Raw genomic sequence first — 18327 nt, 5'->3', positions numbered from 1 at the left:
AATAAAAACAGAGGAAGGATGATTATTCCCATAACACGTCCTTGATGTTGGTGAGTATTGTTAGATGTTCATTGAATAAAGCCACAATAAGACTATCTCATTGTGGCTTTATTTATTCTAGCAAATTAGCTGGAAATTAATCTGGCTTACGGTTACGGCGTGCTGGTGCTAAAGGTTTGCTACGTAAACCTTGGCCTGGTGTCATTTCAGCTTTCTGTGCGGCAGGGCGACGGTTGCCAGACTTAGGTGCATTGCCTTGTCTTGCTGGTTTACCGCCTTGCTTCGCGCTATTACCTTGTCTTGCTGCGCCTTGTTGATCGCGTGGTGCTTTTGGTTTTTTGGGTTTGTTGGGTTTAATTGGACGTGTATCCAGAGTGGTATCAGGCAACATGTGTGTTGGCATGAAGTCATCTTCATAGCGACGTTCAATAAGTTTCTGAGTCAAACGTTCAATTGCACGTAATTGATCAAGTTCGTCAGCAGCAACCAATGAAATGGCTTTGCCCGTTGCACCAGCACGGCCAGTACGACCAATACGGTGAACGTAATCTTCTGCTACATCAGGTAAGTCAAAGTTGACCACGTGAGGCAATTGTTCGATATCCAATCCACGAGCGGCAATATCGGTAGCTACAAGAATACGAATACGACCTTCTTTAAAGTCGGCTAAAGCACGAGTACGTGCGCCTTGGCTTTTGTTGCCGTGAATCGCGCTAGCACGAATGCCAGCATCTTCTAACTGTTTGGTGATTTTGTTAGCGCCATGTTTAGTACGAGAAAAGACCAATGCTTGGTCCCAGCGACCATCGGCGATAAGTTGGATTAACAACTCAGTTTTGCGTTTCTTGTCGACAGGGTGTAACCATTGTTCAACAGAAACAGCCGTAGCGTTACGTGGTGTAACGGAAATCTCGATAGGGTTATTTACCAACCCTTTGGCAAGTTGGCGTATGTCTGGAGAAAAAGTCGCAGAGAACAATAGGTTCTGACGTTTTTTCGGAAGAATCGCGAGGATTTTTTTGATGTCATGGATAAAGCCCATGTCCAGCATACGATCGGCTTCGTCTAGAATAAGCACTTCCAGCTTATCGAAACGTACCGCTTTTTGGTTATACAAATCCATCATACGGCCAGGAGTTGCGATTAAAATATCTGCCCCGCGACGTAGAGCCATCATTTGTGGGTTGATTTTTACACCACCAAAAACAACAGTGGATTTCAGTGATAAATGCTGACCGTAGTTTTTCACGCTTTCAGCGACTTGGGCTGCCAATTCACGAGTGGGTGTTAATACTAAAGCACGAACTTGGTTACTTTGTGCGTTCTCGCCTTTACTTAGAATTTCAAGCAAGGGCAAGGTAAAACCGGCCGTTTTGCCTGTCCCTGTTTGGGCTGCGGCCATCACATCTTGGCCTTCAAGAATGGCTGGTATTGCCTGAGCTTGGATAGCAGATGGCTCAGTATAGCCTTGATCTTCAATGGCTTTTAGGATGGGGGCAGAAAGCCCAAGTTTGTTGAAACTCATAGATGTTCTCATGTTTAATAAAGGCAGGTGCAAAGCTGAAAGGTCAGGTAATGCAAGAATTTCGCGAAGCTTACCTTATATCGGCTCTACATGCTATGTAGTATGACTTTTGAACGATAATTGTACAGGCTGAGGTCGCAGTAAAAGTTGTAGAAAGAGACGCCTTTGCATCGATTCACAATGTTGAGCGAAGACTTACTTTTATTTTTCCTGTTTTCTTCTTCTTTCTTTTCTAGACTCGTTTTACATCAACAGAAACAGCAAGTTGTTGAGAGCCGCCGCCTTCAAAAATAACGCCTTGCAGTGGTGTCACGTCGGCATAATCGCGACCCCATGCGGTGACGATATGCTGATCGCTTGGCATTAAGTCATTGGTTGGGTCAAATTCAACCCAGCCTAGTTCAGGAATAAACACCGCGAACCAAGCGTGAGAAGCATCGGCGCCAACCAGTTTTTCTTGCCCTGGTGGGGGCAAGGTTTCTAGGTAGCCACTCATGTATCGAGCAGGGATGCCTACCGAACGCAAGCAGCCGATGGCTAAATGAGCGAAATCCTGACATACACCGCTTCGCTGTTTAAGTACTTGCTCAAGCGGTGTTGCAACGGTTGTCGTTGTTGGGTCAAATTTGAACTCGGTGAAAATTTTGTGAGTGAAGGCTAATGCGGCTTGTAAGACAGGTTTGTCATCAGCGAAAGTACTGAGTGCGTAGACTTTTAAGTCTTCTGAGCAGCGAATTTGCGGTGAATCCAGTAAATACTCTTTTGCCATGCGCAGTTCAGGGGTGTTTGGGTTGCTTAATTGCGTACGTAATTGGCCACAAGTAAGTGAGCTCTGCATTTGCCATTGCAATACATCTAATGGTGCGATTTCAAAGTCGGTGGTGACGTCAATGACCAGTTTTTTATGGGCTTCTTGAATTGAAAAATAAAACGTCTGATTACCGAAATAATCCTCACCATCGTTTTGATAAACTGGTGGCGGATTGATTTGTACTTTTTGATGTAGACAGCGTTGATTGCGCGTATCTCGAGGTAGAAGGTGAGCCATGTTGTAGCATAAGCTTACAGGCGCTCCATAGGTGTATTCCGTAATATGGCGAACGCGGTATCTCATACATTTTTTCCTCTGAAGGCTTCGGTCAATGACTGCGGGCCAGCGGTATGGTCAAAATACTTATCGCTAATGAGGATGGTAAATTGCTCAAGTTGATCCAAAAGCTCCATCATGAGTTTGTCTAACTTTAACCGACTTTGGCTGTCTGGGTCGATCTTAGCGAGTGCTTCTAAATCAGCAAGCTGGATATCATTTAGTGATTTTAAAATAATTTTATTTTCAGGGCTTAGGCCGGGTGTCGTCGTCTCATTTCTGGGTAATTCTCTAATGTATTTACGTAGTTGTTCTACTTGATAAAGCAACGAGCGTGGATTTGTTCCATCAATCATCAACAGATCCAATCCGTAGGCAATACGTGCGCGATTACGGTAGCGGCGACGGAAGGAAATAAGGGCTTCTACGCTTAATAAAACGGATTCTAGAATTTGCTGTTGTGGGCCAGATGGTAGGGGAGTGGTTAGTGCTGAACGTAGTAAGGTTGCTGTTTGTAGAGCTCGTTCAGTGCGACGGCCGATTTCCTGAAAAGTCCAGTCGAGTCCACGCAACATACTTTCATGGTTCAAACCGGACAGCGCTAACAAAGAGGTAACCAGGCTGTCTAACGATTCTTCAGGTGCAGAAGGTAAACCATTAGTATATGCCCGATCCAGTTCATGAATATGATCACGTAGCTCATTGATAATGATGCGAGTATCGGCAGATAGCATTTCTTTTACTTGTTCGCCACAACTCAACATAGCTTGCAGGTTGGCTTTGATTGATCCAGCTCTATTTCCATCTGTAATGATAGACACGAGCTCAGCTTCTGGATCAGCGAGCAGTTTTTCATCGGCTTCCATAAACCCCGGCAAGCAGCCAGTTTGTGTAGACGCCATTTGAAGCAGCATGCGGCGGCTTTCTTCTGGTAATGGGTCGATGCCGTTCATCTGTTTAAAAATGGTGCGTAGTAGGCGCATGCTTATCTCTGCACGCTCGGCATAACGTCCCATCCAAAATAAGTTTTCTACCACTCGGCTTGGCAAGTTAGCTTGTAGGGCTTCGTCTTGCAATAAAACTTGATCATTAAGTAAGGTAGTTTGTGTTTCTGGTTCTGCTGCAATGACCCAAGTGTCTTTACTCTTTGAGATAGACATATTGGTGACTATGGATTCTTCCGTTGACTCGCCTGCGCGGGACAAGCCGCCAGGCATCACTGTGTAGCCGGTTGGGCTGGCTATTGTGAAAGCTCGTAATAGGCTTGGTCTAGCTTGTATTTTGCCGTCTAACCAAATGGGGGACATGGACCCCGGAACATAACTTTGTGCCGTATAGAGATGAGGTGTTTTTTTGATCTCTTCTATCGTGTTGAGTTTTTGTTTTTCGTTGAGTGTGTGGCCATAAATACTGTTGCTACTATGGCTGCGAATTGCAGGTTTGATGATTAGGTTACTAAGATTGGCGATAACATAGTTAAGGTCGTTTTCATCACCGCACCACCACGTTGCGACTGAAGGTAAAGTAAGCTGTTCACCTGTTAAGAACTCACTGATGGCGGGTAAAAACTTAACTAAGGCTGGCGCTTCTAAAATGCCGCTGCCTAAAGGGTTGGCTAATACGATATTGCCTGCTCGAACAACCTCCAGTAGGCCTGGAACACCCAGGAATGAGTCAGCTTTTAGTTCAGCTTGGTCGCAGTAGGCATCATCGACACGGCGTAAAATCACATCGACACGAGCCAAACCGTTTAAGGATTTCATCCATACCGCGCCATTGCGTACGGTTAAATCGCTGCCTTGAACTAATGGAAAGCCAAGGTAATTGGATAGATAAGCTTGTTCGAAATAGGTACTGCTGTAGGCGCCAGGAGACAGCATGACGATACGTGGTGTATCTGTCCATTGGCTGGCAAGGGACGTCAGCATATTTTTGAAGGATTGGAAAAAGCCTGCAAGGCGACGTACCTGACTATCGCGGAAACTGTTTGGGATCACTCGTGATACCACTGTGCGGTTTTCTAATGCGTAGCCTGCACCATTTGGTGCTTGAGTACGATCGCCAATAACTTGGAACTGGCCTTTATGGTCACGAACGAGATCCATTGCATGATGAAGCAATTGATGAGCTCCAGGAACCATAACGCCGTGGCACTGACGTAAAAAGCCAGGGTGACTAAAAATAATTTCAGAAGGAATTATGCCGTTTTTCAGTAGCTCTTGTGGGCCATAAAGGTCTTTTAGAATGAGATCAAATAAGTTTGAGCGCTGAGCTAAACCTTGTTCAATCTCAAGCCATTCATCGGTCGGAATAATATTGGGAATAAGGTCCAGCGACCAAACACTTGGCGTGAGTGGGTCGCTGGTCAAGTTGTAGGTGGCCCCATCTTCACGAAGGATACGTTGAGCGCGACGTTGCTTATTAAGCATTTCTTCGTCTGAAAGCTTGCTCATATTGCTTAGTAAAGCTTTCCAATGCGCGCGCGGTTGGCGATCTTCCGTGAAGGCCTCATCATAAGCATTGATAGGTTTATCATAGGCGGAAGGTAACGTCGGCTTTTCATCTATTACCGACGTTACAAAGTTACCTGTTTGAAGTTGCATAATGAGCTTGAGCCTAAAAAAATTAATTATTAGAGAACATTATACTGCTTCCTTAAGTCTAATGTATGCGGATATTCATTCATTGGCTCTTCTGCTGGTGGTGCCATGGCACGAGGTTCGTCTCCATTTGGGTAAAAAGAGCGCAATGCACTGAAGGCTGGTGGTGGAGACAAGGCGCCTTGGGTGAAGCCGTGATCCCAAAAACGGTTTACACGACGAGCTTCAGCTTCATTACTATTGACCGGTACATTGTCATAGGTGCGTCCACCTGGATGAGACACATGATAGGTACAACCGCCCACAGATAAGCCATTCCACGTATCGATAAGATCAAATATTAGAGGCGTATCAGTTCCCAATGTAGGGTGTAAGGCCGATGGTGGTGCCCATGCTTTATAGCGTACTGCGCCAACGTATTCGCCTTTTCGCCCAGTAGAACGAATCGGCACGCGACGACCGTTACAGCTAAGCACATAACGTCCATCGGTTAAGCCAGATAGTTTTACCTGCAAACGTTCAACAGAAGAATCCACATAGCGAGCGGTGCCCGATCCAGTGATTTCTTCTCCTAGAACGTGCCAAGGCTCAATCGCCCAGCGTAGTTCAATTTCCATGTCATCAATTTGTTGACGACCGTAATGAGGGAAACGGAATTCTTCAAACGGAGCCAACCACTCTAGTTTGAATGGGAAACCATGACGTTGAAGATCTTCGACCACTTCTTTTACATCTTGCCAAACGAAATGAGGCAGCATGAATTTGTCGTGCAAGCTGGTACCCCAACGAACCAGAGGTTTTTTGTACGGTTCTTTCCAGAAACGTGCGACTAAGCAGCGTAACAACAACATTTGTACGAGAGACATATGTGGATGTGGCGGCATTTCAAAGCCACGGAACTCTAATAAACCTTGTCGACCACTGGCGCTGCCAGCAGCATAAAGCTTATCGATACAGAATTCAGAGCGGTGGGTGTTACCTGTGATATCGACCAGCAAGTTACGCATTAAACGGTCAACTAACCAAGGTTCCTCAACAAAGCCTTCAGGCATATTTTGGAAAGCAATTTCCATTTCGTATAGGGCTTCATCGCGACCTTCGTCGGGACGTGGCGCTTGGCTAGTTGGGCCAATAAACATGCCAGAGAATAGATAAGATAGACCAGGGTGGTGCTGCCAAAAAGTGACTAAACTTTGTAGCAACTCTGGTCGGCGTAATAGCGGACTATCGGCGGGTGTGCGACCGCCAAGTGTCACATGATTGCCACCGCCGGTACCAGTATGGCGGCCATCCAGCATAAATTTTTCTGCACCTAGGCGGGAAAGGTAAGCTTGGCGGTATAAGGTTTCGGTATTGTGAACTAGCTCCTTCCAGCTTGCTGCAGGGTGAATATTTACCTCGATAACGCCTGGATCTGGTGTGATTAAGAATTTCTGCAAACGAGGATCTTTTGGTGGTTCATAACCTTCAATGACGATAGGTAGCTCAAGAGTCTTTGCAACCGCTTCAAGCTGCTCGAGAATGCTAACAAAATGCTCAAGGTGCGTCATTGGAGGCATAAATACATGTAATCGGCCGTCACGAGGTTCGATACATAAGGTAGTTCGAATGACGTTCTTCAGCGTTTTTTGAGGTGCTAATTTTTCCTGTCTAGGAGCGGGTTGCGCTGGTTTTTTAGCAAAATGCTGTTTGGCGACGCTGTCTAATACAGCATTGTCTTTTTTGTTTGCCAATGGCTGACGAGGGTCGAACGGGTCACGTTCAGGAATGCGATCTTCTTCCGCTTGTGCTGGTAAAGAATTCAGGGGTAAACGATAACCCATTGGGCTGTCGCCCGGAATCAAGGTAATAACGTCACTGCGCATTGGCCAAAGGGAGCTGTTCCAATGATTATTTACGCTATCGAATTCTAACGGTAAAACGAAGCCTGTTGTGGTGCTTAAGCCGCGGCTCAGCAGTTTTGCTAGGCGACGGCGCTCTAAATCGTCTTTTAAATCGGCTTTAGTTGGGTCGGCATCCGCAGGTAGGGATTGCTCCATCCACAAATAATACAGTGTGTCTTCGTAGGTACTTTGTAGATATTGTTTGTCTAGGGCTAGTTTTTTACACAATAATTCGCCAAACGCTTGAGCGTCTTTGATGGTGTGTTTGTAGTCTTTGTCTACGCGTGCCAAATAGTTTGGGTCATTCCACAACGCTTCTCCGTCGGTGCGCCAGAAACAACCCAACGCCCAGCGTGGTACTTCTTCGCCCGGATACCATTTACCTTGGCCATAATGAAGCAGGCCGTTAGCACCGAATTCTTGCTTCATTTTGATCAGCAAGTCTTTAGCTAATTTAAGCTTTTCTGCGCCCAATGCGCCTGTATTCCATTGCTCTGAATCCATGTCATCAATAGAAACGAACGTCGGCTCGCCACCCATAGTGAGACGAACATCGCCTTCTTCTAATTGCTTGTCGACCGCAAAACCAAGGGCTTTGATGGTGTCCCATTCGCCTTCTGCATAGGGTTTGGTGACACGTGGATCTTCGTGAATACGAGTCACAATATTGCTGTAGCTAAACTCACATTCACATTCGTCGATCAAACCTGTAATGGGGGCTGCCGAAGCGGGTTCAGGGGTACAAGCTAGGGGGATATGACCTTCGCCAGCGAATAGGCCTGATGTTGGGTCTAACCCAACCCAGCCTGCGCCTGGTAAAAAGACTTCACACCATGCGTGCAAGTCGGTGAAATCTTCTTCTGGACCAGATGGACCGTCGAGCGCTTTCACGTCAGATGTTAGCTGAACAAGGTAACCAGAAGCGAAACGTGCGGCTAAACCAAGGCTACGAAGGATCTGCACCAATAACCAAGAGGTGTCGCGGCATGAGCCTTTTTTCAAGGTTAGAGTTTCTTCACAAGTCTGTACACCAGGCTCTAAACGAATGCCATAGCCGATGTCTGCTGCTAAACGGCTATTGATCGCCACAAGGAAATCGTTAATCGGGGTGTTTTTACGATCCACTGTTGATAGCCATTTATCCAATAAGGGGCAAGATTCGGTTACTTGTAAGTAAGGATCTAGCTCTTTCTTGAGGGCTTTGTCGTAGGCAAATGGATATTCTTCCGCGTAGCTTTCAACGAAGAAATCGAATGGGTTGATTACCGTCATATCGGCGATAACTTCCACGTAAAATTCTAGCTTATTGGTTTTCTCAGGAAACACTAAGCGCGTCTGAAAGTTACCAAATGGGTCTTGTTGTACATTGATAAAATGCGTTTCAGGCAAGACTTTTAATGAGTAAGCATGAATTTTTGTGCGTGAGTGCGCCGCTGGTTGAAGCCTTAAAACGTGAGGGGCCACGTTGATGAAGCGGTCAAACTCGTAGGTGGTTTTGTGCTGTATTGCGACTCTAATGGTCATGCAGCGTCTCCTTGCCGAAAATGAAACCAGTTTTCGGTGATCTGGTGGTTTATCTCGATAATGGCAATCTGTATATCATTGAGATGATTATGGAAGTCTTCGTCCAAATCTTCTGAACTATTGATTGGGTAATCCAACTCTAAAAGCTTATCTACCTGAGCGGTAATTAAACCGGCACGAGGTAATTTTGTCGCCGCTTCACCTATTTGACCTAAGCAATAAGCTAAAGATCGAGGGAAACAAGGATCATTCATTAAAAAGGTTGTGGCTTTTGCACCATTAATCGATGTTCGAACAGTGCGGCGATAATCCAAATAGGCGCTTTGAGATTTTAATACTTTTGACCAAGTCACTTGTCCAAGTTGAATTCTGGCTTCTGGATCAGATTTCAACATTAAGGATACGGCCGCATCAAGGATACGTGTTCCCATATCTGCGCGCTCTAAATAGCGCCCCATAATCAGGAAGTTCCAGCCTGAATCACGGCTCATCGCACCGGCAAATAGGCCGATCACTTTTTGACAACCTTCAATAATAGTATTCAAGAATAGGTGTCGTTCAGAGCGATTAATACCTTGCTTGATATTCTGTTGTGCGTATAGGTCTAGCTCGTTTATTAACTCCCATGTTTCTTTAGGCACTGCATCACGAGTGGTACGAATGTTTTCTCGAACCATTTTTAATGATGACAACATTGAGCTTGAGTTTGTGTCATCGGCTAAAAGAAACTTCACGACGTTACGTTCGTCTTTTACTTTGTAGCGTTGCTCAAAAACTTCTTCACCACTGAGTATCTCGATTAAGTTATACCAAGATACCTCGATATTTTTTGGCAGGTCGAACAATAGGTCGTCATAAACACTGACCAAGCGGGCTGTGTTTTCAACGCGTTCCAAATAGCGTGCGCTCCAATATAAGCGTTCTGCGACTCTCGATAACATGATTACTGCCCCCTTGTTTCAACAATCCAAGTGTCTTTACTACCACCACCTTGTGACGAATTAACGACCAAGGAACCTTTTTTCATGGCCACACGAGTTAGGCCGCCAGTGGTAACGTAGGTTTCCTTAGCTTGTAAGATGAATGGACGAAGATCTAAATGACGTGGTTCTAAGACACCTTTTGATATAAGCGTCGGTGCGGTGGATAATTTCAACGTAGGTTGAGCAATGTAGTTACGCGGATTTTTAGTAATTAACTCAGCAAACAGTGCTTGTTCTTTTTTGGTTGAATGAGGACCAACTAACATACCGTAACCGCCAGATTCATTAGCCGGTTTAACCACCAGTTTGTCTAGGTTGGCGAGAACATAGGCACGTTGTTCAGGATCGTCACACAAGAAGGTTTCAACGTTATTAAGAATTGGCTCTTCGTTCAAGTAATAACGAATAATGGCTGGAACATAAGCATAAACCACTTTGTCATCAGCAACACCGGCGCCCGGCGCATTCGCCAGTGCGACATTACCTGCTCGCCATGCACGCATTAATCCCGCAACACCTAGTACAGATTCAGGATCAAAGGCTTCTGGGTCGATGAATAAATCGTCAATACGACGATAAATTACATCCACGCGTTCTGGGCCATCGATGGTTTTCATGTAAACACAATCGTCACTGTCAACAAATAAATCGCTGCCTTCTACCAGCTCCGCGCCCATTTGTTGTGCTAAGAAGGCGTGTTCAAAATAGGCAGAGTTATAAATACCCGGAGTTAACACCACTATCTCAGGGTTTTCTATGTCTCTTGGCGACAAAGAGGCCAAGGTGTCAAACAATTGCGAGGTGTAAGAATCGACGGGTAATATGGATTCGTTTTCAAATAATTCGGGAAGAACTCGCTTAGTAATAGCGCGGTTTTCCAACATATAAGACACACCAGAAGGCACGCGTAGATTATCTTCTAAAACAAAGAAGTCGCCATTTTCATCTCGTACCAGATCGGTACCACAAATATGTGCCCATACGCCGTAGGCTGGTGACACGCCAACGCATTCTGGTCTAAAATTTTTGGAATCTTTAATGATGTGTTCTGGGATAATGCCGTCTTTGATGACGTTTTGGTCGTGGTAGAGATCGTTGATGAAAAGGTTAAGAGCGGTGAGACGTTGTTTTAATCCTGCTTCGGCTATTTTCCAGTCCGAGGCTTCTATGGTTCTGGGGACAATGTCGAAGGGCCATGCCCTGTCTATATTACCTTCCTCTGTGTAAACCGTGAAGCTGATGCCCATCTCTTGGATCGTTGCTTCTGCGGTGAGGCGCCTTTTTTCCAGTTCGTCTTCTGAGAGACTTTCTAAATATCCCAAGAGTTGTTTTGCTGGAGATCTTGGGTCGCCTTTGTCATCTATTAACTCGTCAAAAAAATCAGATGACTGATAATGGCTGGTTAGTTTTTCCATGTATACCTCGTTCTCTTTATCAAGCCGGAGGTGGGTGCCTTAAACTTGCACACGTTTGTGGGCTTTTTTTGTGCATCCGCCCCACATTGGGGAGACTTCTTTGCTTTGTAAGGTTAAACCTAGCGATATCACTGCCTTGATTTACTAAGCTGCCAGTAATGTTTTCGCACTACTGGAAAAATATAGCAAGGATCGAGCCATAGTATTTGAAAAGTATTTCTACATTTTTTGTTTCACCATAAGTGATATAGATCGGTTTTATTTAGGCAAGAATTCGCTACTATGGCGTTTTTGATTCTTACAAAAAGCAGCATTAACGAAGAGGGCAAGTGAGTGGATCAGGTGAATCGTGTTGTGATTGCTGGTGCAGGTATTGGCGGCTTGTGTGCTGCGCTAGCGTTGGCTAAGCAAGGTGTTGAAGTCGTGGTGTGTGAACAAGCTGCGCGCCTTGGTGAAGTTGGCGCAGGCCTGCAAATAAGCCCTAATGCTTTAAAAGTATTGCGACAGCTAGGTTTAGAGTCTGAGTTAAGTCAATTTGTTTTTAACCCTCAATATGCTGCCATTCGAGATTATAAAACTGGCGAATACTACCTCAAATCGCCTTTAGGGAAGCAAGCTGAAGCACGTTATGGCGCGCCTTACTGGCATTTGCATCGTGCTGATTTGCATCAGGTTTTAGCTGAAGCTTGTACACAAGTCGGTGTTGAGATGGTGTTAAACGCGACAGCTGCTGGCTATCGCGAAAATACTGAGCTCAAGCAAGTCTATTTGTTGCTCGAAGATGGTCGTGAGTTTGGTGCAGACTTGCTGATTGGTGCCGACGGCATTCGCTCAAAAATACGAGAGCAAATGTTAGGGCAAGAGCGTCCAACTTTTATGGGACAAGTAGCATGGCGTGGCGTTATTCCAGTAAGTGATTTGAATATTGATATCAAGCCTGATGCTTGTGTTTGGGTTGGGCCGGGGCGTCATTTTGTGAGCTATTACTTGCGTGGTGGAGACTGTGTCAACTTTGTTGCAGTGGAAGAACGCAGTGATTGGCTGTCTGAGTCATGGCGTGAAGAAGGTGATGTTGAAGAATTAAAGCGGGCTTTTGCTGATTGGCACCCTGAAGTAAGTGAGTTGATAAAGTCTGCGAGTAGTACCTTCTTGTGGGCGCTAAATGGACGAGCAGAGTTGCCAATGTGGTCTAAAGGTCGAGCCGTTTTGTTGGGCGACGCTTGTCATCCTATGTTGCCTTTTATGGCGCAAGGAGCCGCGATGGCAATTGAAGATGGTTATGTTTTAGCTAAGTATTTGTCTCGCTGTGCTTTGGATGATGCTTTGTTGAAATACGAGCAATCTCGTAAGCCTCGAGCGACGAAAATTCAGCAAATGTCGAAAGCAAATGCTGGGCTATATCATATGCATGGGGGAGGGCTTGGTAAAATGAAATTAAAAGCGCTTCAAGCAGCAGGACGCTTTGTTCCCAATGTAATCCAGTCTAAGTTAGACGCTGTATATGGCTATGATGTGACTAAGGGTTGCTCCTTGTTTTGAGTATTGCTTTATAAATATGTAAGAAAAAAGTCTATTTCGTCATTTTATGCCCTGTGCTTTTCCTTTGAGCTGTAATCATCTATGGTAAATAGGTGGCGAGGCGACTGTTTTTCAGCCGTCTTGCTGCTTTTTTCCTGCATTAAATGAATGAATTCAAACACGAAGGGATTGTGTCATATGATTATTCTCTCTGTACTTTTTTTGGTCATTGGGTTGGCCTTGCTGTTAGGCGGTGGCTGGTTAATGTCACTGGGCGGCACTCTTTACTATGTGGTGGCTGGCGTTGCTTTTATTGCTGTTGCTTTGTCGATAAAAAAGCGCAATAAAATAGCGAACCTTATTTACGCCCTCTTGCTTATTGGCACTTTAATTTGGTCGATTATGGAGTCTGGTTTAAGTTGGTGGCCTTTAGCAACACGAATGGGACTGTTTTTAGTGCTCGCCATTCCACTTATTTTATTAGCGTATTTTAAACGTCGAGGTGGTGGTCGTTTACTATTTCCAATTTGGTTTGCAACCGCATTGGTCACTATATCGCCTTTGTTTATGACATCACCGACAACAGTTGAAGGCCAAATGACGCGTTCAGTCACCATGTCTGATGCCGACACAGGTGATGTTGATCAGGGTGAATGGGATGCATACGGCGGTAGTAATTTAGGTCAGCGATTTTCTCCATTGGCTCAAATCACACCAGATAATGCTGATGAGCTTCAAGTCGCGTGGCAGTATCAAACAGGTGACAAAAAAGGTCCGAAAGATGTAGGTGAAACTACCTACGAAGCGACTCCTCTAAAACTCGGTAATGCTCTTTACGTTTGTACACCGCATAACTGGATTGTGGCGTTAGATGCGGACACAGGTGAAGAACAGTGGGTTTATGATGCGAAAGTACCAGCAGAAAGCCAGCGTCAGCATCAAACTTGTCGAGGTGTGTCTTATTTGCCACCTTCAAATGCTGCAAAGCTCCCACCTATTCAAAAATCATCTGTACCTGCTCAAAATTTAACGAGCATGCAGTGCGATGCTCAGTTGTTTTTACCAACGTCAGATGCGCGTTTAGTAGCAGTGGATCCAACGACTGGCGCGCGTTGTGCTAACTTTGCCAATAATGGCGAATTGGACTTAATGCACAATATGCCATTTAAGCAGTCGGGTTATTATTATTCTACGTCGCCGCCACTGGTTGCGGGTGGTGTGGTAATCGTCTCGGGATCAGTGAATGATAACTATGATGTGAATTCACCGTCGGGCGTAATTCGCGCTTATGATGTGAAAACGGGGGAGTTGAAGTGGAACTGGGACTCTGGCCATCCTGATGATACAACGCCGATTGGCCCTGATGAAACTTATGCGACAAGTTCACCAAACAGCTGGTCTGTTGCTAGTGCGGATGAAGATCTTGGTTTGGCCTATTTCCCAATGGGGAATCGCACACCGGATCAGTTAGGTATGTATCGTACTCCTGCAGAAGAAAAATATGCGACTTCGGTTGTGGCGTTGAGTCTCGAAACCGGTCAGGTTGCTTGGGTGCAACAGTTTGTTCACCATGATCTATGGGATATGGATACGCCTGCTCAACCAGCTTTGTTGGATCTAGATACGCCAACGGGTAAGCAGCCAGCTTTGGTTGTGCCAACCAAACAAGGTGATGTGTACGTATTGAATAGAAAAACAGGCGAACCTATTTTTCCTATTACCGAGGAACCAGCACCACAAGGTACGATTCCTGGTGATTACGCTTCGAAAACTCAACCTACTTCGGCTTTATCCTTTAAGCCAGATAAGTTAACGGAAGCTGATATGTGGGGGGCGACACCATTGGACCAACTAATGTGTCGTATTCAATTTAAGCAATTACGTTATGAAGGTCGATATACTCCACCATCAGAGCAAGGCTCTCTTATTTACCCTGGTAATTTTGGGGTATTCAACTGGGGCAGTATTGCTGTCGATCCAAAACGTCAACAAATGTTTGGTATGCCTTTGTACCTTGCCTTTACGTCAACCTTGGTGCCGCGAGAAGGGGCTGATTTGACTAACGCCAATAAAGGCGAGCAGGGCGTTAATTCTAACGAGGGTGCTGAGTACGCGGTGCAATTGAAGCCTTTCCTTTCGCCTTTGGGGGTTCCTTGTCAGCAACCACCATGGGGATACGTGGCAGGCGCGGACCTAAAAACAGGTAAAACTGTCTGGAAACATAAAAACGGTACCATTGAAGATATGACACCATTGGCGTTGCCAATAGAAATGGGGATGCCTGGTATTGGTGGTCCAGTGATTACGGATGGCGGTGTTGTTTTCATGGCTGCATCAGTTGATAACTATTTGCGAGCTTATGATTTATCTACCGGTGAAGAGTTATGGAAAGGCCGATTGCCTGCCGGTGGCCAAGCGACGCCAATGACTTACTTAAATAGTAAGGGTGAGCAAATGGTCGTTCAGGTCGCTGGCGGACATGGCTCCATTGGCACAACTATTGGCGATTATGTAGTGGCTTATAAACTGAAAAAATAAGTTTTTATAGGGCTTCTTGTCCGCTGACAGTTTTGATAAAGAAACTACCTTTATCTGTTATTGAAAAGCCCAATTTTAAGTTGCTCGACAGTGGCAGTTTAAACAATTGGGCTTTTTTATTATCAAAAGATCATATATGTCTATTTGGTATAAAAAAAATTAAAACCTGAGTTTTTCGTTATAACGTTTTGTGACAACGACATCACTAATTATTATTGGTCTCGTGAGCTACTTTTTACTATTATTTGCGCCTTTCTACCCTAAGACCACAAGTTGCGGGGTTAACTCAATCTGGAATCCTCAGACGATATGACTTCTAAATCTCCTCTGGCATTGTTGCCACTGTTACTTTTCCTTGTTCTTTTTGTTGGCAGCGGCCTTTGGTATCAGTCAGAAGGTGTTGATTTTGCCTTCTATCAGATCTCTGCTCCTGTTGCTATATTGCCTGCTATTGCCTTGGCTATCTTATTAGGTAAAGGACATTTTAATCAGCGTATTGAAACCTTTATTCAAGGCGTTGGCGATAACACCATCATTACCATGGTGCTGATTTATCTTCTTGCAGGCGCTTTTGCTAGTGTGGCTAAAAGTGTTGGTGGTGTTGATGCAACGGTTAACTTTGGCTTGAGCGTGGTTCCGCCTTCGCTTCTTCTACCTGGCTTGTTTGTCATTACCGCGTTCGTTGCGACTTCCATGGGGACGTCAATGGGAACGATTGCTGCTATTGCTCCAATAGCTATTGGTGTTGCTGAAGCGGCTGATTTATCTTTGCTTTTGACCGTTGGTACCGTTATTGGCGGTGCTATGTTTGGTGATAACTTATCGATTATTTCTGATACTACGATTGCGGCGACGCGAACGCAGGGTTGTGATATGCGTGATAAGTTCCGCATGAACTTTAAAATCGCATTGCCTGCTGCTCTGGTTACTTTAGTTTGGCTATTTTTCCAAAGTAGCAATGCGAGTATTAACGACATTCAAGACTACGAGCTGATTCGTGTTTTACCCTATGTTGTGGTGTTAGGGTTGGCTGTTGCTGGTGTAAATGTCATGTTAGTGTTGTTCAGTGGCATTATTTTAGCTGGTGTAATTGGTTTAACTATGCAAGCTGATTACTCGGTGGCATCTTGGTCCGCTGATATTTATGCTGGTTACACTGGGATGCAGGAAATCTTGATTCTTTCCTTGTTGATTGGTGGTCTCGCAGCGCTAATGAAGTCACAGGGCGGTTTAGAATGGCTCGTCAGTGCAATTGAGCGCATCAGTAAAGCCTTAGGCGCTAAAGCCGGGTCAACAAGAGCGGGTGAGTTGAGTATTAGTGCCGCAGTTGCGTTAACTAATTTGTGCACGGCTAACAATACTGTGTCTATTCTAATTAATGGTTCTGTCGCAAAAAATATTGCCGAGCGCTACAATGTAGATCCGAAACGAAGTGCGAGTTTGTTGGATATTTTCTCCTGTGTCGTACAAGGCATTTTACCTTATGGTGCGCAAATCTTGTTAGCGTCTTCGTTAGCTAAAGTGTCACCTCTAGACCTAATTGGCTATGTGCAATACAGCTGGTTATTGGCTGTAGCAGCTTTAATCTCTATTTTTATTGCTTGGCCAAAAGGCGCTAAATAGGCTTTATCCTAGGACAACTATTTTATAGAAAAGCCCGCACAGCGAGTGAAGGACACTGGTTGTGTGGGCTTTTTGCGTAATGCTCATTAGTCTGTTTAATACTCTAAATTTAACAAAGTACGTTTTACTGTAAGGAAGACTCTTGAAACACGGTACTCATGTAAAAGCTGAATTGATACTAGTGCTGGTGACTATTTTAGCGGGATTTGGCTGGATTTTTTCAAAAGAGGCTTTGGCCGGTTTTCCGCCTCTTTTTTTCATGGGCGTGCGTTTTATTGTCGCTGGTTTTGTATTGTTTCTCGCGGGACAAAAGTATTTTCGTGGTTTAGATTGGCAAAGCGTTAAACAAGCTAGCCTGGTTGGCTTGGTGATGGGCGTCACCATGATGTTTTGGGTAACTGGACTGGATCAAGGCTCAAACTTAGGCGTGGGCGCTTTTATTACTAGTCTTGGTGTTGTGCTTGTTCCTGTGGTTGCGCGTTTTATGTTTGGTGCAAGGCCGCCAATGAGTATTTGGGTTGCGTTGCCCATTGCGGTGGTTGGTTTAGGCTTTTTAGCATTGAATAATGGGTTGAATTTTGAGTTTGCTCATTTGTATTTTTTAGGTGCCGCTTTTGGCTCAGCATTTCAATTAAATTTATTAGCACGCTTTTCCATGCGTATGCATGCTCTTGTATTAACGGCCATTCAATTAAGTGTGGCTGGGTGTTTTTTACTTTTGCTTTCTCTGTTAACTGAGACGCTTCCGCACAGTGTGAGTATGGCTGCGGCAGGATGGTTTTTGCTTAGTACTTTGGTGGCAACCAGTTTGCGTTTCTTGTTGCAGACTTATGGGATGAGTCTGACACCTGTAAGTCATGCGGCGGTGATTATGAATTTAGAACCCGTCTGGACGGCTATTTTTGCTGTCTTTTGGTTTAGCGAGTCTATGGCTTCTGGTCAAATGATTGGCTGTCTATTGATTTTTATTGCTATGCTGGTAAGTCGTTGGCCTCAGATTAGAACTATTTTTAAACCAGTTAAATCTTTTTGATTAAATTGTATCCGGTAAAATAGTGTCGATCACTTGGCTGTACATCTGATACATTTCTTTGCTGAGAGGGCGTTGCTGAAATTCCCAGCGCGCCATGAGTCCTTCTGTTAAGGTGACTAACATTTCGATGCGAGACGCTGCTTCGTCTACACTCATGTTAGGTTGGCGTGTCTGTAGTATCTCAATCGCGTGCTGTTGAAGGCGGTTTTGAGAGTCTTGGCAAATGTCGAACACAACCGGGTTTCTGGCTGCCTCAGCTTGTACTTCCGAGTGCATGATACGGATTTTCTGAGTGTCTTCTGTCTCATCCAAAAAGTGTCGATCCAGCCATTTTTCTTTGTTCAAAAATGATGACATGAATTGTAATTTTTTCTGTGTAGACTGTTCTACCAATGCGCGAATGATGTCGTCTTTGTGGGCAAAGTAGCGATAGATTTGACCAACACTTAATCCTGCCGATTTTGCGATCTCACTCATACTGGCTTTGTGAAAGCCTTTGGTGAGCACATGCTGTTCAGTGGCATCAATAATGCATTGTATACGTTGGTCTTTAAGACAGGGCTGTTTACTACTTCTCATTTATTTGCACGTTTAGGTC

11 protein-coding genes are annotated in these 18327 nt (G+C 44.9%); 4 read left to right on the top strand and 7 right to left on the bottom strand.

Annotated features, from left to right (window positions below; all coding sequences use genetic code 11):
* Nucleotides 1-136: 136 nt before the first annotated feature.
* From DFP80_RS10115 to DFP80_RS10090, 6 genes are all read right to left on the bottom strand, one after another.
* Nucleotides 137-1525 carry a DEAD/DEAH box helicase gene (locus DFP80_RS10115; RefSeq protein ID WP_113916689.1) on the bottom strand — a complete coding sequence of 463 codons (1389 nt, stop codon included), beginning with the start codon at nucleotides 1523-1525 and terminating at the stop codon, nucleotides 137-139.
* 232 nt (nucleotides 1526-1757) lie between these two features.
* A complete protein-coding gene (locus DFP80_RS10110; RefSeq protein WP_113916688.1) occupies nucleotides 1758-2639 on the bottom strand; it encodes a transglutaminase family protein in 882 nt (293 codons plus the stop codon).
* Entirely contained in the window at nucleotides 2636-5215 is a 2580-nt protein-coding gene (locus tag DFP80_RS10105; protein WP_113916687.1) for a circularly permuted type 2 ATP-grasp protein, read from the bottom strand. The genes DFP80_RS10110 and DFP80_RS10105 overlap by 4 nt, the downstream gene beginning before the upstream one ends.
* Nucleotides 5216-5244: 29 nt before the next feature.
* Entirely contained in the window at nucleotides 5245-8619 is a 3375-nt protein-coding gene (locus DFP80_RS10100) for a transglutaminase family protein (RefSeq protein ID WP_113916686.1), read from the bottom strand.
* On the bottom strand, nucleotides 8616-9560 hold the full coding sequence (locus DFP80_RS10095; protein ID WP_113916685.1) for an alpha-E domain-containing protein: 945 nt from the start codon (nucleotides 9558-9560) through the stop codon (nucleotides 8616-8618). The genes DFP80_RS10100 and DFP80_RS10095 overlap by 4 nt, the downstream gene beginning before the upstream one ends.
* 2 nt (nucleotides 9561-9562) lie before the next feature.
* Complete coding sequence (locus tag DFP80_RS10090; RefSeq protein WP_113916684.1) at nucleotides 9563-11017, bottom strand: circularly permuted type 2 ATP-grasp protein; 1455 nt, start codon at nucleotides 11015-11017, stop codon at nucleotides 9563-9565.
* A 333-nt stretch (nucleotides 11018-11350) separates the two neighbouring features.
* Here DFP80_RS10090 and DFP80_RS10085 point away from each other — a divergent pair, with 333 nt between their 5' ends.
* The 4 genes from DFP80_RS10085 (at nucleotide 11351) to DFP80_RS10070 (ending at nucleotide 17729) form a co-directional block, all read left to right on the top strand.
* Nucleotides 11351-12556, top strand: a complete 1206-nt coding sequence (locus DFP80_RS10085) for an FAD-dependent monooxygenase (RefSeq protein ID WP_113916683.1) — start codon at nucleotides 11351-11353, stop codon at nucleotides 12554-12556.
* A 177-nt stretch (nucleotides 12557-12733) separates the two neighbouring features.
* The gene (locus tag DFP80_RS10080; protein ID WP_113916682.1) at nucleotides 12734-15073 is read left to right on the top strand and encodes a glucose/quinate/shikimate family membrane-bound PQQ-dependent dehydrogenase; all 2340 of its coding nucleotides are present in this window, start codon (nucleotides 12734-12736) and stop codon (nucleotides 15071-15073) included.
* A gap of 309 nt (nucleotides 15074-15382) precedes the next feature.
* On the top strand, nucleotides 15383-16696 hold the full coding sequence (locus DFP80_RS10075) for a Na+/H+ antiporter NhaC family protein (protein WP_113916681.1): 1314 nt from the start codon (nucleotides 15383-15385) through the stop codon (nucleotides 16694-16696).
* Between the two features lie 142 nt (nucleotides 16697-16838).
* Nucleotides 16839-17729, top strand: coding sequence for a DMT family transporter (locus DFP80_RS10070; RefSeq protein WP_113916680.1), 891 nt, complete (start codon nucleotides 16839-16841; stop codon nucleotides 17727-17729).
* Here the strand turns inward: DFP80_RS10070 and DFP80_RS10065 are convergent, their stop codons facing one another.
* Nucleotides 17730-18308 carry a TetR/AcrR family transcriptional regulator gene (locus DFP80_RS10065; RefSeq protein WP_113916679.1) on the bottom strand — a complete coding sequence of 193 codons (579 nt, stop codon included), beginning with the start codon at nucleotides 18306-18308 and terminating at the stop codon, nucleotides 17730-17732.
* Between the last annotated feature and the right edge of the window lie 19 nt (nucleotides 18309-18327).

This window comes from Marinomonas rhizomae (assembly GCF_003315485.1).
Classification (GTDB): Bacteria; Pseudomonadota; Gammaproteobacteria; order Pseudomonadales; family Marinomonadaceae; genus Marinomonas; species Marinomonas rhizomae.
The sequence above is the reverse complement of the archived record's forward strand: the minus strand, read 5'-3'. Positions and strand labels throughout refer to the sequence as shown.

Coding starts and splice junctions, on each gene's coding strand:
- DFP80_RS10090 (WP_113916684.1), bottom strand. CDS start 11,017: ATGGAAAAACTAACCAGCCATTATCAGTCATCTGATTTTTTTGACGAG.
- DFP80_RS10110 (WP_113916688.1), bottom strand. CDS start 2,639: ATGAGATACCGCGTTCGCCATATTACGGAATACACCTATGGAGCGCCT.
- DFP80_RS10080 (WP_113916682.1), top strand. CDS start 12,734: ATGATTATTCTCTCTGTACTTTTTTTGGTCATTGGGTTGGCCTTGCTG.
- DFP80_RS10100 (WP_113916686.1), bottom strand. CDS start 8,619: ATGACCATTAGAGTCGCAATACAGCACAAAACCACCTACGAGTTTGAC.
- DFP80_RS10095 (WP_113916685.1), bottom strand. CDS start 9,560: ATGTTATCGAGAGTCGCAGAACGCTTATATTGGAGCGCACGCTATTTG.
- DFP80_RS10115 (WP_113916689.1), bottom strand. CDS start 1,525: ATGAGTTTCAACAAACTTGGGCTTTCTGCCCCCATCCTAAAAGCCATT.
- DFP80_RS10065 (WP_113916679.1), bottom strand. CDS start 18,308: ATGAGAAGTAGTAAACAGCCCTGTCTTAAAGACCAACGTATACAATGC.
- DFP80_RS10105 (WP_113916687.1), bottom strand. CDS start 5,215: ATGCAACTTCAAACAGGTAACTTTGTAACGTCGGTAATAGATGAAAAG.
- DFP80_RS10075 (WP_113916681.1), top strand. CDS start 15,383: ATGACTTCTAAATCTCCTCTGGCATTGTTGCCACTGTTACTTTTCCTT.